Source organism: Streptomyces sp. NPDC086787, from assembly GCF_044745865.1.
In the GTDB taxonomy this organism is placed as follows: Bacteria; Actinomycetota; Actinomycetes; order Streptomycetales; family Streptomycetaceae; genus Streptomyces.
In genome coordinates this window covers 337,486-361,537 of record NZ_JBIVBC010000003.1, presented here as the reverse complement: position 1 = coordinate 361,537, position 24,052 = coordinate 337,486, and the positions used below count along the sequence as shown (strand labels likewise).

Annotated in this window: 24 protein-coding genes; 8 read left to right on the top strand and 16 right to left on the bottom strand. The window is 71.0% G+C overall.

Features of this window, described 5'->3' with window-relative positions:
• Window positions 1-39: 39 nt before the first annotated feature.
• The 3 genes from ACIPK3_RS11290 to ACIPK3_RS11280 are packed head-to-tail and all read left to right on the top strand — an operon-like array spanning window position 40 to window position 3,864.
• Window positions 40-744: a GntR family transcriptional regulator gene (locus tag ACIPK3_RS11290; RefSeq protein ID WP_402568368.1), complete on the top strand. Its 705-nt coding sequence runs from the start codon at window positions 40-42 to the stop codon at window positions 742-744.
• Entirely contained in the window at window positions 741-3,191 is a 2,451-nt protein-coding gene (locus ACIPK3_RS11285) for a dolichyl-phosphate beta-glucosyltransferase (RefSeq protein ID WP_402568367.1), read from the top strand. The genes ACIPK3_RS11290 and ACIPK3_RS11285 overlap by 4 nt, the downstream gene beginning before the upstream one ends.
• Window positions 3,192-3,213: 22 nt before the next feature.
• Window positions 3,214-3,864, top strand: coding sequence for a hypothetical protein (locus ACIPK3_RS11280; protein ID WP_402568366.1), 651 nt, complete (start codon window positions 3,214-3,216; stop codon window positions 3,862-3,864).
• Here ACIPK3_RS11280 and ACIPK3_RS11275 read toward each other — a convergent pair.
• Window positions 3,857-4,228, bottom strand: coding sequence for a hypothetical protein (locus ACIPK3_RS11275; RefSeq protein ID WP_402568365.1), 372 nt, complete (start codon window positions 4,226-4,228; stop codon window positions 3,857-3,859). The genes ACIPK3_RS11280 and ACIPK3_RS11275 overlap by 8 nt on opposite strands.
• Window positions 4,229-4,435: 207 nt before the next feature.
• Here ACIPK3_RS11275 and ACIPK3_RS11270 point away from each other — a divergent pair, with 207 nt between their 5' ends.
• Both ACIPK3_RS11270 and ACIPK3_RS11265 read left to right on the top strand, forming a co-directional pair.
• Window positions 4,436-5,263 carry a Scr1 family TA system antitoxin-like transcriptional regulator gene (locus ACIPK3_RS11270; protein ID WP_402568364.1) on the top strand — a complete coding sequence of 276 codons (828 nt, stop codon included), beginning with the start codon at window positions 4,436-4,438 and terminating at the stop codon, window positions 5,261-5,263.
• Entirely contained in the window at window positions 5,260-5,502 is a 243-nt protein-coding gene (locus tag ACIPK3_RS11265) for a DUF397 domain-containing protein (RefSeq protein WP_402568363.1), read from the top strand. The genes ACIPK3_RS11270 and ACIPK3_RS11265 overlap by 4 nt, the downstream gene beginning before the upstream one ends.
• Before the next feature lie 13 nt (window positions 5,503-5,515).
• On the opposite strand, the gene ACIPK3_RS11260 is transcribed toward ACIPK3_RS11265, so the two are convergent.
• The 8 genes from ACIPK3_RS11260 to ACIPK3_RS11225 all read right to left on the bottom strand — a co-directional run bounded on the left by ACIPK3_RS11260 (window position 5,516) and on the right by ACIPK3_RS11225 (window position 13,562).
• The gene (locus ACIPK3_RS11260; RefSeq protein WP_402568361.1) at window positions 5,516-6,034 is read right to left on the bottom strand and encodes an RICIN domain-containing protein; all 519 of its coding nucleotides are present in this window, start codon (window positions 6,032-6,034) and stop codon (window positions 5,516-5,518) included.
• A gap of 37 nt (window positions 6,035-6,071) precedes the next feature.
• A complete protein-coding gene (locus tag ACIPK3_RS11255) occupies window positions 6,072-6,368 on the bottom strand; it encodes a hypothetical protein (RefSeq protein WP_402568360.1) in 297 nt (98 codons plus the stop codon).
• A 118-nt stretch (window positions 6,369-6,486) separates the two neighbouring features.
• A complete protein-coding gene (locus tag ACIPK3_RS11250; RefSeq protein ID WP_402568358.1) occupies window positions 6,487-7,479 on the bottom strand; it encodes a helix-turn-helix domain-containing protein in 993 nt (330 codons plus the stop codon).
• A gap of 126 nt (window positions 7,480-7,605) precedes the next feature.
• On the bottom strand, window positions 7,606-9,015 hold the full coding sequence (locus ACIPK3_RS11245; RefSeq protein ID WP_402568356.1) for a hypothetical protein: 1,410 nt from the start codon (window positions 9,013-9,015) through the stop codon (window positions 7,606-7,608).
• A 20-nt stretch (window positions 9,016-9,035) separates the two neighbouring features.
• Window positions 9,036-10,418, bottom strand: coding sequence for a hypothetical protein (locus ACIPK3_RS11240; protein ID WP_402568354.1), 1,383 nt, complete (start codon window positions 10,416-10,418; stop codon window positions 9,036-9,038).
• A 17-nt stretch (window positions 10,419-10,435) separates the two neighbouring features.
• Window positions 10,436-11,818 carry a hypothetical protein gene (locus tag ACIPK3_RS11235; RefSeq protein ID WP_402568352.1) on the bottom strand — a complete coding sequence of 461 codons (1,383 nt, stop codon included), beginning with the start codon at window positions 11,816-11,818 and terminating at the stop codon, window positions 10,436-10,438.
• 157 nt (window positions 11,819-11,975) lie between these two features.
• Window positions 11,976-12,245 carry a hypothetical protein gene (locus ACIPK3_RS11230; RefSeq protein WP_402568351.1) on the bottom strand — a complete coding sequence of 90 codons (270 nt, stop codon included), beginning with the start codon at window positions 12,243-12,245 and terminating at the stop codon, window positions 11,976-11,978.
• 33 nt (window positions 12,246-12,278) lie between these two features.
• Complete coding sequence (locus tag ACIPK3_RS11225) at window positions 12,279-13,562, bottom strand: adenylosuccinate synthase (RefSeq protein WP_402568350.1); 1,284 nt, start codon at window positions 13,560-13,562, stop codon at window positions 12,279-12,281.
• Between the two features lie 197 nt (window positions 13,563-13,759).
• Between ACIPK3_RS11225 and ACIPK3_RS11220 the strand changes: the two genes are divergently transcribed.
• Window positions 13,760-14,635: a diacylglycerol kinase gene (locus ACIPK3_RS11220; protein ID WP_402568349.1), complete on the top strand. Its 876-nt coding sequence runs from the start codon at window positions 13,760-13,762 to the stop codon at window positions 14,633-14,635.
• A gap of 24 nt (window positions 14,636-14,659) precedes the next feature.
• Here the strand turns inward: ACIPK3_RS11220 and ACIPK3_RS11215 are convergent, their stop codons facing one another.
• A complete protein-coding gene (locus ACIPK3_RS11215) occupies window positions 14,660-15,136 on the bottom strand; it encodes a GbsR/MarR family transcriptional regulator (protein WP_402568348.1) in 477 nt (158 codons plus the stop codon).
• 73 nt (window positions 15,137-15,209) lie between these two features.
• Between ACIPK3_RS11215 and ACIPK3_RS11210 the strand changes: the two genes are divergently transcribed.
• Both ACIPK3_RS11210 and ACIPK3_RS11205 read left to right on the top strand, forming a co-directional pair.
• The gene (locus ACIPK3_RS11210) at window positions 15,210-16,109 is read left to right on the top strand and encodes an ATP-binding cassette domain-containing protein (RefSeq protein ID WP_402568347.1); all 900 of its coding nucleotides are present in this window, start codon (window positions 15,210-15,212) and stop codon (window positions 16,107-16,109) included.
• A complete protein-coding gene (locus ACIPK3_RS11205; protein WP_402568345.1) occupies window positions 16,106-17,680 on the top strand; it encodes an ABC transporter permease in 1,575 nt (524 codons plus the stop codon). Before ACIPK3_RS11210 ends, ACIPK3_RS11205 begins: the two co-directional genes overlap by 4 nt.
• Here ACIPK3_RS11205 and ACIPK3_RS11200 read toward each other — a convergent pair whose 3' ends face one another.
• From ACIPK3_RS11200 to ACIPK3_RS11175, 6 genes are all read right to left on the bottom strand, one after another.
• On the bottom strand, window positions 17,681-18,283 hold the full coding sequence (locus ACIPK3_RS11200) for a Uma2 family endonuclease (protein WP_402568344.1): 603 nt from the start codon (window positions 18,281-18,283) through the stop codon (window positions 17,681-17,683). It abuts the gene before it with no gap.
• Window positions 18,284-18,370: 87 nt separating this feature from the next.
• Window positions 18,371-19,594, bottom strand: coding sequence for a cytochrome P450 (locus ACIPK3_RS11195; RefSeq protein ID WP_402568342.1), 1,224 nt, complete (start codon window positions 19,592-19,594; stop codon window positions 18,371-18,373).
• A gap of 43 nt (window positions 19,595-19,637) precedes the next feature.
• Window positions 19,638-20,303, bottom strand: coding sequence for a response regulator (locus ACIPK3_RS11190; protein ID WP_402568341.1), 666 nt, complete (start codon window positions 20,301-20,303; stop codon window positions 19,638-19,640).
• Window positions 20,300-21,727, bottom strand: coding sequence for a sensor histidine kinase (locus ACIPK3_RS11185; RefSeq protein WP_402568669.1), 1,428 nt, complete (start codon window positions 21,725-21,727; stop codon window positions 20,300-20,302). Before ACIPK3_RS11185 ends, ACIPK3_RS11190 begins: the two co-directional genes overlap by 4 nt.
• A gap of 85 nt (window positions 21,728-21,812) precedes the next feature.
• A complete protein-coding gene (locus ACIPK3_RS11180; protein WP_402568339.1) occupies window positions 21,813-23,012 on the bottom strand; it encodes an acyltransferase in 1,200 nt (399 codons plus the stop codon).
• The gene (locus ACIPK3_RS11175; protein WP_402568337.1) at window positions 23,005-23,994 is read right to left on the bottom strand and encodes an alpha/beta hydrolase; all 990 of its coding nucleotides are present in this window, start codon (window positions 23,992-23,994) and stop codon (window positions 23,005-23,007) included. The genes ACIPK3_RS11180 and ACIPK3_RS11175 overlap by 8 nt, the downstream gene beginning before the upstream one ends.
• Between the last annotated feature and the right edge of the window lie 58 nt (window positions 23,995-24,052).

Genomic DNA, 24,052 nt, shown 5'->3' with positions numbered 1-24,052 from the left:
GCGGGTACGCACCCGAACGTGTGAGGAGAGGCCGCGACCATGCCCGGGAACGGCGCTGTGACGCGCAGTACGCTGCGCCAGCAGATCGTGGACGCACTGCGCGACGAGGTGCTCGCGGGCCGGCTCCAGCCGGGGCGGGAGTTCACGGTGAAGGAGATCGCGGAGCAGTACGGGGTGTCCGCGACGCCGGTCCGGGAGGCGCTGGTCGATCTGTCCGCGCAGGGGATCCTGGCGGCCGACCAGCACCGGGGCTTCAAGGTTCCCGAGTACTCCCTCGACGACTACCGGGGCATGGTCCAGGCACGGAGTCTGATCACCGACGGAATGTTCCACGCGCTCCTCGGCGGGCAGCACCCGGCCTTCCGGGATCCGGACGACCCGCGTACGGCGGCCGCGCTCGCCGCCGTCCGCAGGCGGGGCGACGAGGCGCAGCGCGCGGCGGCCGCCGGGGACGTGAGCGTGCTGATCGGCTATGACCTGCGGTTCTGGCGCGAGCTGAGCGATCTGTTCGGCAATCCCTACCTCGCGGACTTCCTGCACCGGCTGCGCGTCCGGTCCTGGGTGTGCGCGGTGCAGCACCTGCGTCGGGTGACCGACCTGACCGACCTGCGCGGGCGGCTGTGGGCGGGGCACCGCGAGCTGGTCGAGGCGCTCGCGCGGCAGGACTTCGGCGCGGCCCGGGACGTCGTGGCCGCCTACAACGCGCACTCCCTGGAGCTCATCGAGACGCTGGCCGCCGGATGAGCGACGGCACCACCGTGGACCTCTCCGTGGTCGTCCCCGCCTTCAACGAGGAGGAGCGGCTCGGGGCCACCATCGACGCGATCACCGGCTACCTCGACGCGAACGAGGGCAGCCGGGAGGGCGACTGGGAGATCATCGTCTCCGACGACGGGTCGACCGACGGCACCCGCGACGTCCCCGCCCTCACGCACCCGCGTGTCCGGCTCGTCACCGGCGACCGCAACCGGGGCAAGGGCAGCGCGCTGCGGCTCGGCGTGGCGGCCTCCCGGGGGCGGCGGGTGCTGGTGACCGACGCGGATCTCGCGGCGCCGATCGAGGAGCTGGAGCGGCTCGACAAGGCGTTCAGCGAGGGGCACGCGGCGGCGATCGGCTCGCGTTCGGTGCCGGGGGCGGCGATCGGGCGGCACCAGCACCGGGTCCGTGAGCTGCTCGGCCGGGCCGGGAACCTCCTCATACAGGCGACGGCGGTACCGGGTGTACGGGACACCCAGTGCGGTTTCAAGCTGTTCGACGGCGACAAGGCGCGGGAGGCGTTCGGCGCGTCCCGGCTGGACGGCTGGGGCATAGACGTGGAGGTGCTGCTGCACTTCCGCCGTTCCGGCTGGACGGTCACGGAGGTCCCGGTCCACTGGAGTCATCAGCCGGGCTCCAAGGTGGGGCCGCTCGACTACGCCCGGGTGCTCGGGGACCTGGTCCGGATCCGGGCCCGCGCGATACGCGCCGTCCGGATCCGGCCCGCCGACCTCCTCGCGGTCGCGCTCTTCCTGCTGATGTCGGTCGCCCTGTACTCGGGGCGCTTCTTCGACCCGTCCCACCGCTATCTCCCCGACTCCCTCCAGGACCAGAACCAGTGGGAGTGGTTCTTCGCGGTGACCGCGGACAACATCGCCCATCTGCACAACCCGCTCTTCAGCGACCTCCAGGGCTTCCCCGACGGCGTGAACCTGATGGCCAACACGGTCATGCTCGGCCTGTCCGGGCCGTTCACACCCGTCACCCTGCTCGCGGGCCCGGCGGTCGCGCTGAGCCTGTGCATGACGCTGGGGCTGGCGGCGACCGCGGCCGCCTGGTACCGGCTGATCGTGCGCCGGGTGACGGCCTGGCGGCCGGCCGCGTTCACCGGCGCCGCGCTGGCCGCGTTCGCGCCCCCGATGGTCAGCCACGCCAACGCGCACCCCAACTTCGTGATCCTCTTCATGGTCCCGTTGATCATCGAGCGGACGCTCCGGCTCTGCGCGGGCACCCGCCCGGTGCGGGACGGGGTTGTGCTCGGTCTCATGGCCGCCTATCAGGTCTTCCTCGGCGAGGAGCCGCTGCTCATCGCCGCCGTCGGCATGACGCTGTTCGCGGCCGCCTACGCCGTCGTACGGCCCGACGTGGCGAGGAGCGCCTGGCGGCCGCTGGGCAAGGGGCTGCTGATCGGCGCGGCGGTCTGCCTGCCGCTGGTCGCCTACCCGCTGTACTGGCAGTTCGCGGGCCCGCAGAGCTACCGAAGCGTGCTGCACAGCGACGCGGGCAACAGCCCCCTCTCCCTGCTGGCGTTCGCGGAGCGCTCCCTGCTCGCGGGCGACGAGCAGACGGCGAACGCGCTCTCCGCCAACCCCACCGAGCAGAACGCGTTCTACGGCTGGCCGCTGCTGCTGGTCGCCCTCGCGATCGCGGTACGGCTGTGGGAGCGGCCGTTGGCCAGGGCGCTGGCGTTCACCGGGGCGGCCGCCGCGCTGCTGTCGCTCGGCCCGAGGATCCGCATTCCGCTCACGGACATCGTCTTCCCCGGCCCGTGGGCGGCGCTCGCGCACCGGCCGCTGTTCGAGTCGGTCATCGAGGGCCGGGTGGCGATGATCTGCGCGCCGGTGCTGGGCATGCTGCTGGCGCTCGGCGCGGACCGGCTGTCGCTGACCCGGTCGCCGGGCACGCAGTACCTGGGCTTCGTGGGCATCGCGCTCGCCCTGCTGCCGATCGTCCCGGCGCCGCTGAAGGCCGTGGACCGGGCGCCGGTGCCGGAGTTCATCACGGCCGGGATGTGGAAGCAGTACGTCGGTGACGGCGAGACCCTGGTCCCGGTGCCGCTGCCCGACCCGGGCGTCGCGGAGGCGCTGCACTGGCAGACGGCGGCACACCTGGGCTTCAAACTGCCCGGCGGCTACTTCAACGGCCCGTACGGCGAAGACCGTATCGGCATCTACGGCGCCTCGCCCCGCTACACCTCCAACATGCTGCGGCAGGTGGCGGGCGACGGCGTGGTGCCCATGATCGACAAGACCTGGCGGGAGCGGGCCCGGCGGGACTTCTCCTACTGGCACGCGGGCGTTCTGGTGGTGCCCCCACAGACCCACGACGGGGCGTTGCGCGAGACTCTGGAGAAACTGACCGGGCGGGCGGGCAGGTGGACGGGCGGAGTATGGGTATGGGACCTGCACCGCACCGACTACTCTTCCGTTCCCTGAGCCTTGCTGTGAGGAGCCCTCCTTGGCCTGTGACCTGTGGCTGGTGCCGCTCGTGGATGTGTTGTGCCACACCCCCGACAATCCGTTCGCCGAGGAACTCGCGCAGTACAACAAGGTGCTCGCCGAAGCCGGGCTGCCGCCGGTGCCGGTGTATCAGTACATGCCAGGCCTTTCGGGCGAGGTCGCCCCGGTGGCCGGGTTCGACTACGACGCGCTGCACTTCCTGCGCCGGGTGTACCTGTTGCAGCTGTGCGGTCTGCCGGTGACCCCGGTGGACGACCTCGGCGGCGACTACGAGCAACTGCTGGAGATGTTCGAGACGACGGCCCAGCAGTCGCATCTCGTCTGGCACTACGACCACGCGGGCGCCTACGTCCCCGTCGACTTCCCGCAGCCCCTGTCGAGCGACGAACTCCTCGCGGGCGGCGGCCCGCTGGGCTCCTCGCAGGCCCTGCTGCGGGAGCTGGAGTACGTGGCGCCGTCGATCGGCATCGACCCGGCCAACCCGCCCATGGCACCGGAGCCGCCGCGCACGCCGACGGAGTTGGAGGAGCCGGCGGTGCCCGCGCCGTACGACCCGAGCCCCTTCGCCCGTGAGCGGCACGTCTGGCTCGGGCTGCACGCGGCGGCGACCCGGAGCCTGGCGCAGGGCTCGATGATCGTCTTCAGCTGAGCTCGACTCCGTCTCCCACGCCGTCCTCGAAGGCGCCGCCCTCGAAGGCGCCCGCCTCACTGAGGGCGTTGCGCAGCAGCAGGGTGTGCACCCGGCGGTCGGCGGCGCTGGGCGGGTAGCGCCAGCCCAGCGGCCAGGTCAGGCCGCGCATCGCGGGCACCGGGATGAAGCTGACCTGGAACGGCCCGCTGACCAGCCGGGTCACCGTGCGCGGCCAGGAGTGGCGTGCGGTGCTGCCCGGCGCGACGAGGAAGTACACGCAGCGCCGCCCGCTGTCCGACTCCACGACCGGCCCCGGATCACCCCCGGTCATCCGGGCCAGCCGGTCCGCGACCTCCCGGCCGAGCTCGCCGTCGATCCGCACGGCGTCGAATTGGACTCCGGCCCTGCGGAGTTGAATTCCGTCGGGTGGAACCCATCCGATTCCAACGTGACTTTGGGTATTCATGGGACCAGTGTCAGTGGCGGCGGGTACCTTTTCCATGACTCTCCGTCGATGGTCGGCGACGGTATGGAATGGCCGGACACGGTAGTGACCGGTTGAGTTCGGTTGAGTTCGGGGGTGACCGCAATGGCGCGGAACGAGAACAAGGAAACGGCGAGTCCCACGGCACGACTCGTCGCCGCCCTCATCAAGACCACGCGCGAGAAGCTCAAACTCACACAGCCCCAGATGGGCAAACGGATCGGCTACAGCGGCGCCGCGATCAGCGCGGCCGAGACCTGCGCACAGCCCGCGAGCCCCGAGATGCTGGTGGCGCTGGAGCGCGAGTTCGGGGGCGGGGGCTTCGACGACGGCCGCAAACTCATGCTCAAGGAGAAGTACCCGCCGCAGTTCAAGGACTTCGCCATGGAGGAGGCGGAGGCGGTCTCCCTGGCCTCGTACCAGACGTATGTGATCGACGGCCTGTTTCAGACGCCGGAGTACGCACGGGCGCTGATCGGCGGCGGGTTCCCCAAACTGTCCGACGAGAAGGTCGAGGAACTGGTCAAGGCGCGTATCGCGCGGAGGGCGCTCCTCGACGGTGGAGCCGTGATCGAGCTGATCCTGGACGAGTCGGCACTGCTACGGCCCATCGGCAGCCCGGAGATCATGCGAGCCCAGTTGCTCTCACTGGCAGCGGACGCACAGCGGGACAACGTCACCATCCAGGTGCTGTCGATGGACCGGGGACTGCGGGGAGACCACGCGGGCGCCGAGGGCAACATGGTGCTGGTGACGACAAAGAGCCACCAGCGCTTGGCGTACCTGGAGATCGAGGACGAGAGCATCCTCATCAGCGACCCCGGAAAGGTGGTTCGCCTCACTCACCGGTATGGGAAGATCCGGGCACAGGCTCTGAGCCCGGACGAATCGCTGAGCCTCATCCGGAAGTTGGCGGGAGAAGAACAACCATGAGCAGCACCCTGCGGTGGTTCAAGTCGAGCTACAGCGGCAGCAGCGGCGGCCAGTGCCTCGAAACCGCCTACTCCTGGCACAAGTCGTCGTACAGCGGCAGCAGCGAGGGCCGGTGCGTCGAGGTGGCGCCCTGCCTCGACGCAGTCGTTCACGTCCGCGACTCGAAGAACCCCGAAGGCCCCCTCCTCACCGTCTCCTCCACCACGTGGACCGAGTTCCTGGCCCACGCGGCGGAGTGACGGGAGCCGTCCGTCAGTACCAGATCTGGTACTTGTTGCCCGACTGGCAGGGCATGGTGTACACCTCACCGGAGCCGTTGGCGTCCAGGCACCAGCCCGTCATGCGGTTCACCAGCTGGAAGCCGTTTCCGACCGAGACTTCCTTCCACTGCTCGTAGTAGTTGACGGGGCCGCTGCACGGCTCCAGGTACGCCGGGCCCTTGTTGGAGCCGGAGGGCGCCCAGTAGGCGGTGAGGCAGACGCCGGTGTTCGTCACCTTCTCCGCCCAGTACTCGCCGGTCTGGTTCTCCAGGCCGCTCGTGACGTCGTCCCACTTGATGCCCTGCACCGAGCCGTCGTTCCAGCAGAAGTTGTCGCCGCTGAGCGAGTAGCCGCTGCTGCTCTGGTGCCACATGAGGCAGTGGTCGGTGGCCCTCTGTACCCAGGTGATGCCGTGCCCGTCGGCGTGCGCGCTGCCCGTCGTGGCGAGCGCCAGCGCGGGTACGGCGGCGGCCACGACGGCGGTCTTGCGGATCTTCGACTTCAGACTCATGTTCGTTCTCCTTCTGTTTCCCCTGGCAGAAAGCGCGTCAGAGCGTGCCGTAGAGGTTGCACTTGGTCCAGTCACCGGGCTGGGAGGCCGGGACGTCGCAGTAGCCGATGCGGTACTCCCCGTTCTCGTTCTGGAGACCCTGGATCACCAGCTCGCCCTTCCACCACCAGCCGGCCAGCGGGGTCCAGTCGTCGGGGGAGGCGATCCAGCCGGTGCAGGACTCCTCGTCGGCCTGGTTGCGGCCGCAGATCCGGATCTGGTCGGACCAGCGGGTCGAGACGGTCACCTGCTGGCCGTTGGTACCGGCGGCGGCCGTTCCGGTGCTGGTCAGCACCGCGGCGGCGGCCAGGCTCAGGCCCGCCGTCAGATGGACGGCAAGACGCTTCGTAAGGATGGTGTCCTCCCCCGGTACTGCGGTTGATCGGTCACCGGCGAGCCTAGGAAAGGCGCCGTCACCGCGGTGTGCGCTCGGCGCAGGGTTCCTTGACCGTCCGCGCACGGAACTCGGTGGGGCTCATTCCGTACGCCTCGCGGAAGGAGCGGCTGAAGACGGCCGGCCCGCTGAAGCCCCAGCGGGCGGCGATGGCCTGCACCGGGTGGGCGCGGAGGTCGGGGCGGGCGAGGTCGGAGCGGCACCGCTCCAGGCGACGCCGGCGGATCCGGGCGTGGACACTGTCGTCCGTGCCGTGGAAGAGCTGGTGGAGGCCGCGGACCGACATGTTGTGGTGGGCCGCTATGACGGCGGGGGTCAGTCCGGGGTCGCTGAGGTTGTGTTCGATGAAGGCGTGGATCTGACGCAGCAGGGCCTGCGCGCGGACCTCGGCGGGGAGCTGTTCCTCGGCGTCGAGCTGCTGAGCGAGACAGGCCGCCGCGAGCTCGGCGGCCACGGTGCCGAGGTGGTTCAGCTGAGCCGGTGTGCAGCGTTCGCCGTTGTCCAGGAGGGACTTCATGAAGGAGGTCAGCACCGCGGCCATGGAGTGACGGCCGGGTATGCGGCGGGCGAGCAGACGGTCGAAGTGGCGGGGGCGCAGCGGGACGCTCGTCCGGGGAAGTTGCAGCACCAGCAGCTCACTCACGCCCGCCCGGGAGGGCGACTGGGCGTCGGAGGGCCGGGAGGTGTCCCACAGCACGAGGTCGCCCGTGGGGACAGCGCAGTCGTTGCCGTTCTGGATCATCCGCATGGCGCTCTTGGTCACCAGGGCCAACTGGTACTGCTCCGGGTCACCGCGCCCGATCAACGCGGGTGTGCGCCACGAGCGCAGGGGTGTGTAGGCGAGCCTCGACATACGGAGCCCTCCCAGGTCCAGCACGGCGGCCTCGGCCTGGAACTCGGCCGGGCGCTCGCTGCTGATCGCGGTGGGCACCACCTCACGCGACACCATGTCGGCGAACCAGTCGAAGCGCTCTCTCGCGGGCAGTTCGCTCGACGACGCCACTGACCACATCGTGTCCCCCTCAGAATTGATCTTCGTCGGGTACAGGATGCGGCGACGGGTCCCCGTGGGCGCAGGGTTTCCCGCGTGGCGTCGCGAGTCGTCGTCTCCGTCACGTGCGAGCGCTCGAAGCGCCGCTCAGTTCGTGCAGTTGGTGACCGCCGCCGGGCTCAGCAGGCAGTTGGTCGGCGTGTTGCCGGTGAACGTGGTCGCACCGTCCACAGTCGGGATGGCCACCGTCGTGTACACCCCTCCGGGAGCGGGGGCGTTGGGGGCGATGTTGCTGTTCACGCTGGAGGCGTTGCTGAACGAGAGTGTGCCGCCGTGGTTGTACACACCCCCGGAGACGGAACCGGTGCCGGTGACCTTGTTGGCGTCGATGTGGGAGGAGTTCACGTCCACGGTCGAGGCACCGAGGCTGTTGTCGACGTGGAGTCCGCCGCCCTGAGCGTTGCGGCCCGAGGCCAGGTTGCCGGTGATCGTGGTGCCGTTCCGGAGGGTCAGCAGACTGCCGCCGTCGCCGCCCTGTACGCCGATCCCGCCGCCGCTCGCGCCTTCCGCGACGACTTTGTTGCCGCGGACCGTGCTGCCGTCCAGGGTGATGGCGCCGCCTGCCAGGAGGATGCCACCGCCGTCTCCTTCCGCCACGCCACCGGTGCTGTCGGTGAGGGTGTTGCCGCTGATCGTAGAGTCCGTGAACGTGAGGACGTTCGACGTCGAATCCAGATCGACCAGAAGCCCGCCGCCGCCGGCGGTGCTGTTGGTGACCCGGTTGTCGGTGACCTTGACACCGGCGGCGGACAGCGAGGTGGTGTCGCTGATGAAGAGACCCCCGCCGCCGGTCTCGGCGGTGTTGTTGCTGAACGTACTGTTGGTGATGTCCGCGGACGTGACGGTGTCGAGGTACATGCCGCCGCCGACATCGCCGATGCCGATGCCGGTGCCTGTGCCGGTGCGGTTGCGGGTCACGGTGACCGAGTCCAGGGTGACCGCGTCCGCGTCCGTGTTGTCGATGCCGCCGCCTCCGCTGTTGCCGTGGTTGTCGCTGATCGTGCCGCGGGTGAGCGAGAGCGTCGTGCCCGGCCCCGCTTCGATCCCACCGCCGTATTCGCCCGCGTTTCCCTGGAAGTTCACGTCGGTGGCGTCCAGGGACGCACCGGGAGTGGACAGCTCCACCCCGCCGCCGAATCCGCCGCCGGCATCGCCGTTCATGACGGTGAGGGTGTCCATTTTCAGCGAGGTCTCGCCGACCTGGAAGATCCGGAACTGGGTGGCCGCCGCCGGGTCGCGGCGGATGGTGGCGTTGTGCCCCTGGATCACCAGCGGCTCGATGACCGTCGGCAGCGAACCGTGGGCGTCCGTCAGCGTGTACACGCAGTACGACGTCAGCTCCAGGGTGTCGCCGCCCATCATGCCGTTGGACGCCGTGATCGCGTCCCGCAGCTCCATCTCCGAACAGCCCACGTCCGCAGCATGCGCCGGGACGGACGCCACCCCTGCCAGCAGTATCCCAGCCGTCGCCACGACGGCGTAACCCCGCTTGCTCATCGTGTTGTTCCTCTTCCGCTTCAGTTCATGCAGTTGGTGACCGTCACCGGGCTGTACAGGCAGTTGGTGGGGGTGTTGCCGGTGAAGGTGGTCGTCGTGACGTTCGTGATCGCCGTGTCGGTGTAGACGCCGCCGGGGGCGGGGGCGTTCGGGGCGATGTTGTTGTTCACGCTGGCCGCGTTGAAGGCGAACGTGCCGCCGATGTTGTAGACGCCTCCGGAGACCGAGCCGGTGCCGGTCACCTTGTTGCCGTCGATGTGGGAGGTGTCCACGGAAAGGAACGACGTGAAGGCGCCCTTGTCGACGAAGATGCCGCCGCCTTTGCCGTACCGGCCGGAGACCAGGTTCCCCGTGACCGTGCTGTTGTCTGACAGGGCGAGCGCGTTCTGACCGGCGGTCGGCCGTACGGCGACTCCCCCGCCGGCACCGCCCGCGCCGATGACCTGGTTGCCGGCGACCGTGGTGCCGTCCAGGACGACCACACCGTTCTCCACGAACACGCCGCCGCCCCGGCTGTTGAGATCGTCGGCCGTGCCGAACCCGGTGACGGTGTTGCCGCTGATGGTGGAGTCGGTGAACTGGGCGGTGGGCGCGGTGCCCTCCGTGTTGAGGAGGATTCCGCCGCCGCCCTCCGCGCTGTTGCTCACCCGGTTGTCGGTGATTCTCACGTTGCTGGCGACCATGGGCCCGGCCCCGGTGAAGTAGATCCCGCCTGCGGCCTGTTGCGCCGTGTTGGCGCGGATGGTGGTGTTCACAAGCGTCGTCTGGCCGCCGATTCCGAGGGAGATTCCGCCGCCGTAGCCGGCGCTGCGGTTGCCCGACACGGTCACGGATTGGAGGGTGACAGTGGTGCTCTCCCCGCTGGCCGCGATGCCGCCCGCGCCGACGACGCCACGGTTGTCGCCGACCGTGCCGCCGGTGAGGTGGAGCATCGTGCCTTCCCCGGCGAGGATCGCGCCGCCGCTGCCGCCCGTGTTGCCCAGGAAGTCCACGTCGGTGGTGGTGAGGGAGCCGCCGGGGACGGTGAGGGCCACCGCGCCGCCGCCGTCACTGTTGCTGCCGTTCATGACGGTCAGGTCCAGCATCCCCAGACCGACCGGGCCCACGTCGAAGATGCCGAAGGCGCCGACGGTCGGGTCACGGCGGATCGTGGCGTGATGACCGTCGATGCCGAGGGGTTCGGTGAGCGTCGGCAGCGGGGTTGTGAGCGTGTACACGCAGTACGGCATCAGCGACAGGCTGTCGCCGCCCATCATCCCGTTCGACGCCGTGACCGCGTTCCGCAGCGCCATCTCCGAACACCCAACGAACGTCAGCGCACGCGCCTGGGCCCCGGCCGGCGCCGACACGGCCCCCGCGAGCAGCAGCACCGCCACCGTGACGGCAAAACTCCGCTTCTTCATCGTCCTGCTCCTAGTCGTCAGTTGACGCAGTTGGTGACCGCCACCGGGCTCAGCAGGCAGTTGGTCGGCGTGTTGCCGGTGAACGTGGTCGCACCGTCCACGGTCGTGATCGCCGTGTCGGTGTACACACCGCCGGGGGCCGGGGCGTTCGGGGCGATGTTGTTGTTCACGCTGGAAGCACTGCCGAACGAGAACGTGCCGCCGATGTTGTACACACCGCCGGAGACGGAACCGGTGCCGGTGACCTTGTTGCCGTCGATGTGGGAACCGCTCACCGAGACGGACACGGGGGCGGCGAGCGCGTTGGCGTACAGCCCGCCGCCCTGGGAGTAGCGGCCGGAGGCGAGGTTGCCGGTGACCCTGGTGTTGTTCTGGAGCGTCAGGGTGGGCGGGGGCGTACCGAAGATGGCGTTCACCGCGATACCCCCGCCGTGCGCGGAGGCACCGATCACCTGGTTGCCGGTGACCCTGGTGTTGTCCAGGGTGAGCGGGCCGGTCTCCATCGTGATGCCGCCGCCTCCGTTCGAGGCGGTGTCGTCCGTGGTGAAGCCGGTGACGGTGTTGCCGCTGATCGTGGAGTCCGTGATCGTCCCGGTGCCCGCACTCGCGTTGTACAGGATTCCGGCCCCGCTCTCGAGGCTGTCGGTGACCTTGTTGTTCGCGATGGTGCTGCCGGTGACGGCCAGCGAGACGATGCCGGTGTAGTAGATGCCGCCGGCGGCGAACCTGGCCGTGTTCCGGCTGATCGTGCTGTTGTTGATGATCGCCGGTGCGTTGGTGCTGATGTAGAGGCCCGCGGCGTAGACGTTGGCGCGGTTGCCCGTCACCTTGACCGAGTCCAGGGTGACCGCGGTCGTCCCGACGGCGTAGAGGCCGCCGCCGTTGGTGACTGCGCGGTTGTCGCCGACCGTGCCCCGGGTGAGGGAGACCGTCGCGCCGTCCTCGGTGGCGATCGCGCCGCCGAAGTCGCCCGCGTTCCCGAGGAAGTCCACGTCGGTGGCGGTGAGGGAAGCGCCGGAGGCGCTGAGGTAGACGGCTCCTCCGTTGTCGACGGCCGAGCCGTTCATGACGCTCAGCGTGTCCAAGGCCAGCGGGACGGCACCGACCCGGAAGACCCGGTAGAAGTTGGCGGCGCCCGGCTCACGCCGGATCGTGGCGTGCCTGCCGTGGATCACCAGTGGCGCGGTGACCTCGGGGAGTTGGCCATTGTCGTTGGTCAGCGTGTACACGCAGTACGGCGTCAGGTTCAGCGTGTCGCCGGTCATCGACCCGTTCGACCCCGTGATCGCGTCCCGCAGGGCCTGCTCATTGCAGTCCACGTCCGTCGCCGCGTGCGCCGGGACCGACGCCATCCCCGCCAGCAGGAGTCCGGCCACCACGGCACAGATCCGTCTTCTCATCGCCGTATTCCTCCACCGCACGAGGCTGCCGCCGTCCGGCCCGGACGGCGAGGAATACGTAACTCCTGACAGACAGTCACAAACCAGACATGGGGCACAACAGCACCCCGAGCGTGCTGGTTGGTCCGTCCGGGTGAGGGTGAGCCGCTAAAGGCCGCTACGGCCGCAGGCCGGGTGTGCGGGCGATGAGGGTGACGGCCGGGGGCCAGAGGACGCCGGACGCCATCAGCAGCGAAGGGCCCAGGTGGACCGGGCACACCCGCAGCGGTGGTTTCCGGTGCCGGGCGACCTCGAAGACGGCCGGGTCGCGGCAGTCCGTGCCGCCGGGCCGGTCGTACCGGTCGACCCGGTCGTGCCGGTCACCTCGGCCGTGCGGGCCGTCCCGGTCGTCGTCACCGCCGTACGGCCCCCGGCACAGAGCGCTCATGCTCCGATTCTCCGTGACGGGGGCCCGGCACACCTACAGGAACGAGTTGATCTCGATCGTCTCGTCCCGGCCCGGACCCACGCCGATCGCGGAGATCGGGGCGCCGGACATCTCCTCCAGCGCCTTGACGTAGTTCTGGGCGTTCTTCGGCAGGTCGGAGAAGGACTTCGCCTTGGTGATGTCCTCGGACCAGCCGGGCAGGGTCTCGTAGACGGGCTTCGCGTGGTGGAAGTCGGTCTGCGAGTACGGGAGTTCCTCGACGCGCTTGCCGTCGATCTCGTAGGCCACACACACCGGGATCTGCTCCCAGCCGGTCAGCACGTCCAGCTTGGTGAGGAAGAAGTCGGTCAGGCCGTTCACGCGGGTGGCGTAGCGGGCGATGACCGCGTCGAACCAGCCGCAGCGGCGGTCCCGCCCGGTGGTGACACCGCGCTCGCCGCCGATCCGGCGCAGCGCCTCGCCGTCCTCGTCGAACAGCTCGGTCGGGAACGGGCCCGCGCCGACGCGGGTGGTGTAGGCCTTGAGGATGCCGATGACCCGGCTGATCTTCGTCGGGCCGACACCGGCACCGGTGCAGGCGCCGCCCGCGGTGGGGTTGCTGGACGTGACGAACGGATAGGTGCCGTGGTCGATGTCCAGGAGGGTGCCCTGACCGCCCTCGAACAGGACGACCTTGTCGTCCTCCAGGGCCTGGTTGAGGACCAGGACCGTGTCGGCGACGTACGGGGCTAGCTTGTCGGCGTAGCCCAGCAGTTCCTCGACCACCTGCTGCGCGTCGATCGCACGCCGGTTGAACAGCTTGGTGAGGATCTGGTTCTTGGCGTCGAGCGCCGCCTCGACCTTCTGCGTCAGGATCGACTCGTCGTACAGGTCCTGGACCCGGATGCCGACGCGGTTGATCTTGTCCGCGTAGGTCGGGCCGATGCCGCGGCCGGTGGTGCCGATCTTCCGCTTTCCGAGGAAGCGTTCCGTCACCTTGTCGACAGTGACGTTGTAAGGCGTGATGATGTGCGCGTTGCCGCTGATCAGCAGCTTCGACGTGTCGACGCCGCGCTCGTTCAGACCGCTCAGCTCGGAGAGCAGGACCGAGGGGTCGACGACAACACCGTTTCCGATGACCGGCGTACAGCTGGGCGAGAGGATGCCGGAAGGAAGGAGGTGGAGTGCGTACTTCTGGTCGCCCACGACGACCGTGTGGCCGGCGTTGTTGCCGCCCTGATAGCGCACTACATAATCCACCGAGCCGCCGAGCAGGTCGGTGGCCTTCCCCTTGCCCTCGTCACCCCACTGAGCACCGAGCAGCACAAGTGCGGGCACGCGCGTACACCCCTTCCGGGCGGGGCATGTCCAAGGTCAGGGGCGTGGGCGTAAGGTACAGCGCCGCACACCGCAGCGACCGCCGTTGGTCGCACAACCGTCGGACCGGATGCCCCGGAATAGACGAAGCCCCTGGCGCAATAGCGCAAGGGGCTCTTGCACAAAGATGCTACCCGAGGAAGCGAGGCAGGACCGAGGTGGCGACTTTCGCGACGTCCGATCAGCTGCTGGTGGTCATCGACCCGGTCGCACGGCGGACGGACGGCGAGTCCGTCAGGATCGTGAAAGACGTGCTCAGCGCGGGTGCGGCGACGAAAGTGTGCCTGCCGGAGGGGCCCGACGAGTTCGCCCGCGCGCTGGCGCGGCGCGGGTCCCGGCGGCCGGTGGTGGTCGGCGACGACCGGGCCCTGGTCCGCGCGGTGGCCCTGCTGCACCGGCAGCGGGAGCTGGCCGGATGCGTGCTGTCGATGGTGCCGGTGGGCGGCGGGCTCGCGCTGGCGCGGAGCCTCGGGGTGCCGACGGGGGCGGTGGCAGCCGCGCGGGCGGTGCTGGACGGCGTCGAACGGCGGCTGGACCTGCTCGTGGACGACAGCGACGGGGTGGTGCTGGGCGGCCTGCGGATTCCGCCGCTCGCGGTGCGGGAGTCCGAGCTGGACGGGGCGGGTGGCGCGGGCGGCCCGGAGGGGGCTCCCGGGCGTCCGTGGCTGCGTACGACGTACCGGTCGCTGGTGCGCACCCTGGCCGCCCGGCCCGCCCTGCCGGTGCCCGCTCCCGGGCCGCCCGCGCGGCTGCGGGTGGAGGTCGACGGGGAGACGGTGGTCGACCTGGACCAACCGGTCGCCGGGGTCTCCGTGACCCCGGGCCGCTCCGGCCTGGCCGAGGTCGAGGTACGGCCCGTGTCGGTCGGCGCGGAGGCGTCCCCGCTACTGGCCTCGGGGCACACGGTCACCGTGACGGGCACGGACTTCCGCTACCGCGCGGACGCAGCGGTCACCGGCCCGGTGCGCAGACGCACCTGGCGGGTGGTGGAGGGGGCTTGGGGGCTCACGGTGCCGGGGTCGGCTTCGCCGTAGGGCCATACGCACCCTCACGCGGCCTCAGGTGCCGAAGGTCTTCTCGCGGTGGACGCGCCAGCGTTCCATCATCGCCGCGATCTCCTCGTCCACGAACTCGAAGAACGCGAGGGTCTCCGACAGGCGGCGGCCGGCCGGGGTGGTGGGGCCGAGGCTGGTGACGCCGTCGCGCAGGGCCCGCTCCCAGCGTTTGATGACGGCCTCGCGGCTGGTCAGGGCCTCGTACCACTGGTTGCTGTCGACGCGGTAGCGCTCGCGGCGTGAGCCGGGCTCGCGTTCGCGGGAGACCATGTGCTGCTGGGCGAGGTAGCGCACCGCGCCCGAGACCGCGGCCGGGCTGACCTGGAGCCGCTCGCCCAGTTCGGCGGAGGTCAGCGCGCCCTCGTCGGAGGAGAGGAGCGCGGCGAAGATCCGGGCGGGCATCCGCTGCATCCCGGCCTCGACCAGCTGCGCGGCGAAGGACTCGACGAACTTCGACACGGCCTCGGCGTCTTTCGTCATGAGCCCATCCTATCGATGGTTTTCACGCTTCCTTAACTTCACAAATTTCTGAAAGTAGCGTACGTTCCGAAACATGACGAAGGCAACGACGGCGGCCATCAGCGTCTCGGGGCTCCACAAGTCCTTCGGCCGGACGCACGCGCTCGACGGCCTGGACCTGGAGGTGGAGGCCGGCGAGGTGCACGGCTTCCTGGGCCCCAACGGCGCCGGCAAGTCCACCGCGATCCGCGTCCTGCTCGGCCTGCTGCGCGCCGACTCGGGCACCGCCCGGATACTGGGCCGCGACCCGTGGGCCGACGCGGTCGAGGCGCACCGGCACATCGCCTACGTCCCCGGTGACGTCACCCTGTGGCGCAACCTCACCGGTGGCGAGGTCATCGACCTCTACGGCCGTCTGCGCGGCGGACTCGACAGGGCCCGCCGGGCGGAGCTGACCGAGCGTTTCGAGCTGGACCCGACCAGGAAGGGCCGCACCTACTCCAAGGGGAACCGGCAGAAGGTCGCCCTGGTCGCCGCCTTCGCCTCCGACGTCGACCTGCTGATCCTCGACGAGCCGACGTCGGGCCTCGATCCGCTGATGGAGGAGGTCTTCCGGCGCTGCGTCGAGGAGGAGCGCGACCGGGGGCGGACCGTGCTGCTGTCCTCGCACATCCTCGGCGAGGTGGAGGTGCTGTGCGACCGGGTGAGCATCATCCGCAGGGGCCGTACCGTCGAGACCGGCTCGCTCGCCGAACTGCGTCATCTGACCCGGACCAGCGTGACCGCCGAACTGGCCGGTCCCGTCAACGGGTTGGCGCACTTGCCCGGCGTCCACGGCCTCGACGTGCGCGGCAACCGGGTGCGGCTACAGGTCGACACCGCCGAACTCACCGCCGTACTGAGGCAGTTGAGTGAGTCGGGAGTGCGGTCGCTGACCTCGTCGCCGCCGACCCTCGAGGAACTCTTCCTCCGGCACTACCAGGCACGCTCATGACCTCGCCCATGGCCTCCACCGGCATCCTGCTGCGCTTCGCGCTGCGCCGGGACCGGGCGCTGATCCCGGCCTGGGTGGCGGTGAACGCGCTGATGATCCTCACCATGCCGGGCACGCTGAGGTCCATGTACGGCACGGAGGCCGAACGCGTCGATCTGGTCGGCCAGTTGACCGCCAACGCATCCCTCCGCGCCCTGATCGGCCCGGCCTTCGACACCTCGCTGGGCGCCCTGACGGTCTGGCGGGTGGGCGTGTACGCCGGTGCGCTCGCCGCCGTGACCAGCGTGCTGGTCGTCGTACGGCACACCCGGGACGAGGAGGAGAGCGGCCGGCACGAGCTGGTGGCCTCCGGAATGGTGGGCCGCCGGGCGTCCCTCACGGCCGCGCTGCTGACGGCGGCCGTGGCGAACGGCGTGCTGGCGGTGCTGGTCACGGCGGGGCTGGCCGGACAGGGGATCGCCGGGGCGGTGTCCTTCGGGCTCGGACTGGCGGGCGTCGGCATGGTCTTCGCCACGACGGCGGCGATCGCCGTGCAGCTGACGGAGAGCGCGCGTCTCGCCCGGGGCCTGACGGCGGCGGTACTCGGAGCGGCGTTCGTGCTGCGCGCGGCGGGCGACTCGGCGACGGACGACGGCTCCTCCCTACTGACCTGGCTGTCACCGCTGGGCTGGCTGGAGGAGCAGCGGTCGTTCGCGGACGAACGGTGGTGGGTGCTGCTGCTGTTCGCGGCGGCCGTCGTCGCGCAGGGCGCGGTGGCCCATGTGCTGGCGGGCCGCCGGGACGTGGGCATGAGCTTCTTCCCCACCCGGCCGGGACCAGCCGAGGGCCGCCTCGGTACGGCGGGCGCGCTGGCCTGGCGGCTGCAACGCGGGAGCGTGCTCGGCTGGTCGGCGGGCTTCTTCCTCACCGGTGTCGTCTTCGGCGGGCTCGCGGACGGCGCGGCGGACCTGGTCGGCGACAACGAGCGGGCGCGGGAGATCGTCGAGCGGATGGGCGGCCCGGGCAGCCTGACGGACGCGTTCCTGGCCTCGATGACGGGGCTGCTCGGGCTGGTCGCGACGCTGTACATCGTCTCGTCGGTACTGCGGCTGCACGGCGAGGAGACCTCGGGCCGCGCCGAACCGGTGCTGGCGTGCGCGGTGAGCCGGCTGCGCTGGACCGCGAGCCACCTCGTGATCGCCTTCGGCGGCTCGGCCCTCCTCCTGCTCCTGGCGGGCCTGGGCCTGGCCGCCGGATACGGCGAGGATGTCCTCCCGGTCCTGGGCGCCTGCCTGGTGCAACTCCCCGCGGTGTGGACGGTCGGCGGATCGGCGGTCCTGCTCCACGGCGTGGCCCCCCGGCTCGCCCCCGCCGCCTGGGGCAACGCCGTGACCGTCCTGCTGATCGGCTGGGTGGGCCCGGCCCTGAACGCCCCTCAACCGATCCTGGACCTGTCCCCCTTCACCCACCTGCCCGATCTGCCGGGCGGAACGATGCGGTGGGCCCCGGTGACCGCTCTCACGGCGCTGGCGGGGGTGGCGGTGGCCGGAGGCCTGGCGGGGGTGCGGCGACGGGACTTGGGGGGTGGGTGATCAGTCGACGTACTGCTTCAGCTTCTCCGTGTCGAGGTCGATGTCGAGAGGCGCGGGGAGCAGAAGCCCGGCCCCGAAGGGCACCGTCCGGCTCGCGCCGTACCCGATGCCCGGGTCCGGCTCGCTGTACAACGTCACCGTGCAGGCGTCCCGATCGACCAGCAGGTAGAACGGGATGCCCGCCGCCCCGTACGCGACGGGCTTCTCGTGCCGGTCCCTCCGGTCGGTGTCGGAGTCGTACGACGTGACCTCGGCCACCAGGAGCACGCCGCTCGGGTCGGCCCACTCCCCGTGCCCGGCGAAGTGTTCTTCGGGTACGAGCACGGCATCCGGGCGGGCCCTGCCGTCACGGTACTTCTCGACGCGCAGCCCTCGGCCCTGGTAGATGTCCAGGTCGGGCCTGGCCTGCATGCAGCGCTTGGTCAGCCACACGACAATGGTGTCGTGGTCCCCGTCGGCCACCTTCTTGACCCCGATCCGTCCGTTGATGAACTCGAACCTGACGGCGTCGTCGGTCTCCCTGGCCGCGAACCGGGCGATCCGCTCGAACTCCTCCACCGACATCTGGAACGTCTGCGACGCGCGCTCTGCCATAACCGTCATGGTGCCTCCCTCCGCAGGCGAGCACCAGCTTGGCCACCCGCCGACACCGAAGGGCCGGCATCATCCAGTGATCATCCGAACGGGTGATCACCCCACGACGACGCTCAGACCCTCCAGGCCCCGGATCACGAAGTTTGGTTTTCGGTGCGGTTCTGTCGTGAGTTTCAGGGTGGGGGCCTGTTCCAGCAGGGCGGTCATCGAGGCCGCCAGTTCGATGCGGGCCAGGGGGGCGCCGATGCAGTAGTGGATGCCCGCGCTGAAGGAGATGTGGGGGTTGTCCTCGCGGGTGAGGTCGAGGCGGTCGGGGTCGGTGAACACCGCCGGGTCGTGGTTGGCGGAGCCGAAGAGCATGGCGATCTCCGCGCCTCGCGGGATCGTCGTACCGGCGATGTCGATGTCGTCGAGGACCCAGCGCTCGAAGAGCTGGAGGGGGGTGTCGTAGCGCATCAGCTCCTCCACCGCCGTCGGGACGAGGGAGTGGTCCGCGCGGAGGGCGGCCAGTTGGGCGGGGTTGCGGAACAGGGACCACCAGCCGTTGACGGTGGCGTTCACCGTGGCCTCGTGGCCCGCGTTCAGCAGGAGGACCGCTGTGGAGATCATTTCCTGTTCGGTGAGCCGGTCGCCCTCGTCGTGGGCGGCGATCAGGCCCGAGATGAGGTCGTCGCCGGGAGCCCTGCGGCGGGCCGCGATCAGGTCGCGGAGGTAGTCGGAGAACTCCACCGAGGCGCGCACCGCCCGCGCCGCCGTCTCCTCGGACGGGTTCAGCTCGTACATCCCGCAGATGTCCGCCGACCAGGGGCGCAGCGGCGCGCGGTCCGCCTCCGGGACGCCCAGCATCTCGGCGATCACCGCGACCGGCAGCGGCTCCGCGACATCCGTCAGCAGGTCGCCGCCGCCCGCCTTCACCAGCCCCGAGACCAGCTCCCCGGCGAGTTCGCGGACGTACGGCACCAGCCGCTCCACCGTGCGCGGGGTGAACGCCTTCGAGACCAGGCGCCGGATGCGGGTGTGGTCCGGCGGTTCGAGGTCGAGCATGCCGTGGTCGTTGAGGACGTGGAACGGCTCGTGCTCCGCCGGGGGCGGGGTGCGGCCGAAGTCCTCGTGGCTGAAGCGGTGCTGGTAGGTGCGGCCGAGGCGGCGGTCGCGCAGCAGCGCCGAGACGTCCGCGTGGTGCGGGATCAGCCACTGGTTCGTCGCCTCGTAGTGGATCACCCGGCCGCGCTCCCGCAGTTCGGCGTAGGCCGGGTACGGGTCGGCGAGGAACTCCGGGTCCCAGGGATCGAAGGCGAGGTCGGTCGCTGCTGCTGCCATGGGCGGACGCTACCCGCCAGGCCCCCTGCTGACCAGGGGGGTCTCAGCCCGGCGTGACCAGTCTCGCCTCGTAGGCGAACACCGCCGCCTGGGTACGGTCCCGCAGGCCCAGCTTCACCAGGATCCGGCTCACATGCGTCTTGATCGTGGACTCCGCCACCACCAGCCGCTCGGCGATCTCCATGTTGGACAGGCCCTGCGCGATGAGGACCAGGACCTCCGTCTCCCGCTCCGTGAGCTCGCCGTACGCCGCCTGCGCGGACGGCATCAGCCGTGGTGTGTCGGACAGGCGGGAGAACTCCGTGATCAGCCGCTTGGTGATCGAGGGGGCGAGAAGTGCCTCGCCCGCCGCCACCACGCGCACCGCGTCGGCCAACTGCCTCGCCGACGCGTCCTTCAGCAGGAACCCGGAGGCCCCCGCGCGCAGCGCCTGGTACACGTACTCGTCCAGGTCGAACGTGGTCAGCACCAGCACCTTCGACGTGCCGTCCGCCGCGACGATCTCCCGGGTCGCCTCCAGGCCGTTCAGCTCGGGCATGCGGATGTCCATCAGCACGACGTCCGGGGCGAGCTCCCGTACCCGCTGGACCGCCTCGCGGCCGTTGACGGCCTCGCCCACGACCTCGATGTCCGGCATCGCGTTCAGCAGGACCGAGAAGCCCTCACGCACCATCATCTGATCGTCCGCGATCAGTACGCGGATCGTCATGCCGCACCTTCGTTTTCGTCTCTGCGGTCGTCGGCTGCCCGCACCGGCAGGAACACCGACACCTCGTATCCTCCGTCGGCCGTGGCGGCCGCCGTCATCTCGCCGTCCAGCATCGACACGCGCTCGCGCATGCCCGTGATGCCGTGGCCCGCGCCGGGCGAGGGTTTGATCAGGTCCGGGGCGGGCGGCGGGCCGTTGACTATGCGCAGGCCCAGGCCGCCGAGGACGTATCCGATCTCGACGCTCGCGACCGCGCCAGGCGCGTGCCGCAGGGTGTTGCTGAGCGCCTCCTGCACGATCCGGTACGCCGACAGCTCGATGCCCTGCGGCAGCTCGCGCACCGCGCCGGTCACCGTCTTCGTCACGTCCAGACCCGTCTCCCGCACGTTGGCGATGAGCTCGTCCAGGTCGGCGAGGGTCGGCTGCGGGGCCTCCGGCGCCTCGTAGTCCTCGGCGCGGACCACACCGAGGATCCGGCGCAGCTCGGCCAGGGCCGCCACCGCGTTCTCCCGGATCGTGACGAACGCCTTCTCCAGCTCCGGCGGCGGGTTCTCCACCCGGTAGGGGGCGGCCTCCGCCTGGATGGCGACCACCGACATGTGGTGGGCGACCACGTCGTGCAGCTCGCGGGCGATGGTGGTGCGCTCCTCCAGCAGGGTGCGGCGGGAGCGCTCGTGCTCGGTCACCGTCAGCTGGGCGGTGACCTCCTGGTGGGCGGCGGTCACCTCCTCGCGCGCCTCCGTGCGGACGTGCCGGACGGTGACGGCCAGCAGGATCAGCGCGGAGATGATCATCATCTGGGTGACGTCACTGTCGTAGCCGTACCGGCCCGTGACGCTCGCGTAGACGAAGCCGTAGAGGGCGGTCATCACCCACATCCAGCCGGCGGTGCGCGGACGGGTGCGCAGGGCGACGATCGTCAGCACGAGAAGGTGGGACACGAAGCTGCCCATGCCCCAGGGCCAGTCCATGCCGTACGCCCCGTCGATCACCGAGGTGACCGTGGTCGCGGCGAGCGAGAACCAGAACGCGGCCACCGGACGCACCAGGGTCAGCAGCACCGGCCCCGCCGCCAGCAGCCCGCTCAGCGGGAACGCCGGACCGCCCTCGCCCGGGGTCACGCCCGCGAAGCCGATCAGCATCGTCAGCCCCGCGAGGGCGACGACCAGGATGTGCCGCTTCCAGGGCGCGAGCTCACGCACCCGGGGGAACCGGCGGGCGAGGCGGCCGTGCGGCTCCGTGCGGGGCAGCGGACGGTAGGCGGAGACGTCGTGGAACAGGTCCTGCCGCAGCCCCTCCAGCGCGTCCGCGGCCAGCCGGAACTCCGGGGGCCGGTCGGCGGTGGTGGTCCGCAGGGTGCCTCGCCGTTCGGTGTGCGCCGTGCTTCTGGCTGCGCCGCGCGGTCGCGGCTGCGGGTCGGTCATCTCGGTCGCTTCCGTCACATGGAAAAAGGTAGGCGGGTGTGGTGCGGGAGGCGTCACCACGGAGGGGGGTTCTCGGGGGTCCGTCTCAGGTACTACGCCGGGACCCGGCCAGTACCACGTGATTACGGTCCTGGCGGCGGATCACCCGCGAGGGCCTGCGGTTCGCGGTGCGTCGGGGGCCCTGCTCGTGGACACGGAAGGCTGCCCAGCATACGGCGAGCCCGACGGCGAACAGCGGGAGCCAGGCCAGCCGGGCGGCCACCCAGGGCAGACCGTCGGGAACGGTGTGCAGACCGGGCAGCGGGCCCGCCGCGAGTGCGGTGGCCGTCGTCGCCATCATCGCCGTCTGGTGCCACAGGAAGATCGTCATCGCGGACAGGTTGACCAGCGCCACCGCCGCCCACACCACCGGCCGGGCCATCGTCCGGCGCAGCCGGTCGCGCAGCAGCAGGGCCAGCCCGCACTGGGCGAGCCCGAAGGTCACGGCGGCCAGCGTCGGCGGGTTCAGGTTCGAGACGGCGGCGCCGGGGACGCCGACCATCGACGCCGGATAGCCCGCCCAGAGGATCAGCCCGGCGGTGGCCGCCGCGCCACCGGCGAACAGCACCCAGCCCGCGCGCCGCCCCTCCAGTTCGCCCCGGGCCCAGGCCGCGCCCAGGGTGTACGGCACCAGCCAGCCCGCCGCCAGGTTGACCCAGCCGAGCCAGGAGGGGGCGCCGCCCAGGCCGAACCGGAACAGGTCCACGTGCAGCACGACGGCCAGCGGCCACAGCGGACTGAGCCGGGACACCAGCGGGGTCGCCGCCGTCAGGGCGGCGAAGACCAGCAGGAACCACAGCGGGGACAACGCCAGCTTGGTCAGCGTGTGCACCGTGTCGTACGGCGTGCCCGACAGGAGCAGGCCCCCCGCGATCACCGTCCAGAGCGTCAGCAGCGCGGCCACCGGACGGAACAGCCGGGCCAGACGGGCGCGCAGCCACGCGCCGTACGACGTTCCGCGCGCGCGGGCCGAGGCATAGCCCCGGGTCGCCACCTGGCCGCCGACCAGGAAGAAGACGGCGAGGGTCTGGAAGGCCCAGGAGATCGGTGCCAGCCAGGGCATGTGCTGGAGCGGGCTCGCCGTGTACAGGGTGCCGCCGCCGTCCGGGACCAGGGCCGTGACCAGCCAGTGGCCGAGGACCACGCCGAGGATCGCGAGGGCGCGCAGGGCGTCGACGGCACGGTCCCGGGAGGCGGGGGTGGCCGCGTCCACGCGGTCGGCGGCCCGTCGTATGTGCTCACGCATGGGTGACCTCCGAGGTGTCGCCCAGGGTGATCCGGGCCAGGTTGGCGAGGGCTGTCGAGCCCGGGGTGAAGTAGCCGCTGTGGTCCGCGCCTGCGGCGTCGAAGACACGGGCGCCGAAGGACGGGGAGAGCGGGTCGGTGCCGAAGCCGACGGTGGCGCCGAGCACGTCGACGCTGGTGTGCGGCACGTTCGCGACCCAGTCGCGCGCGCCACGGGCCGCCCACACGCGGGCCCGGGTGTGCAGCGCGGCCGCCGTGGGAGCGCCCGTGCCGGGGCTGCCGACGAGCGCGAGGTCGTCCACGTCCAGGCCGTCGGCGGCGCGGCCGCAGACGACCGAGCCGTAGGAGTGGCACACGGCGGTGACCTGCGTGCCCGGCCGCAGGGCGCCTCGCAACTCGCCGAGGAACTCCCGCAGTCGCGGTGCGGCCAGGTCGGCGCGCGCCGTTGTGGTGACCGTCGTGCTGACGGTGCCCGGGGTGTCGTAGCCGAGCCAGGCGACCACCGCGGTCCGCCGGTCCCGCGGGAGTTCGCCGTACAGGGCGGTGGCGGCGTGGTGGAAACGGCCGTAGGTGTCGAGGGACGTGTCCGAGCCGGGCACCAGGACGGCGACGTGATCGGCGTGCGCCAGGTCGCCGATGACTTCCGTGGCACGGCCGGAGCCCCGGCCGTCGAAGGCGAGGAGCTGACGGGAGCCGGCGGCCAGCGCCCGGTCGGCGGCGGCCCGGTGCCCGGCTCCGGCGGCGTCCGCCTCCCGTGCGGCCTCGGCGGCGTTGGCGCGGTTCGCCGCGTACGTGCCGGGGAGACCGGCCGCGGTGGGCGCGGCGAGGACGGCCGGGGCGGGCGCCGGGATCTCCGGGCGGGCCGCGGCGGAGAGGGGGACCACCACGGCGGCGGCGATCAGCGCGCCGAGGAGGCCACGGACTCCTCCGGCCCGTCGGCCTCCGACGGGCCGGTCCTCGCGTACATGGACGTCGCGCCCCATGTCGTCCTCTCCCTGCCAGTGCCACGCCCGGTCATCGGGCTTGTCTGGAGGGGAAGTT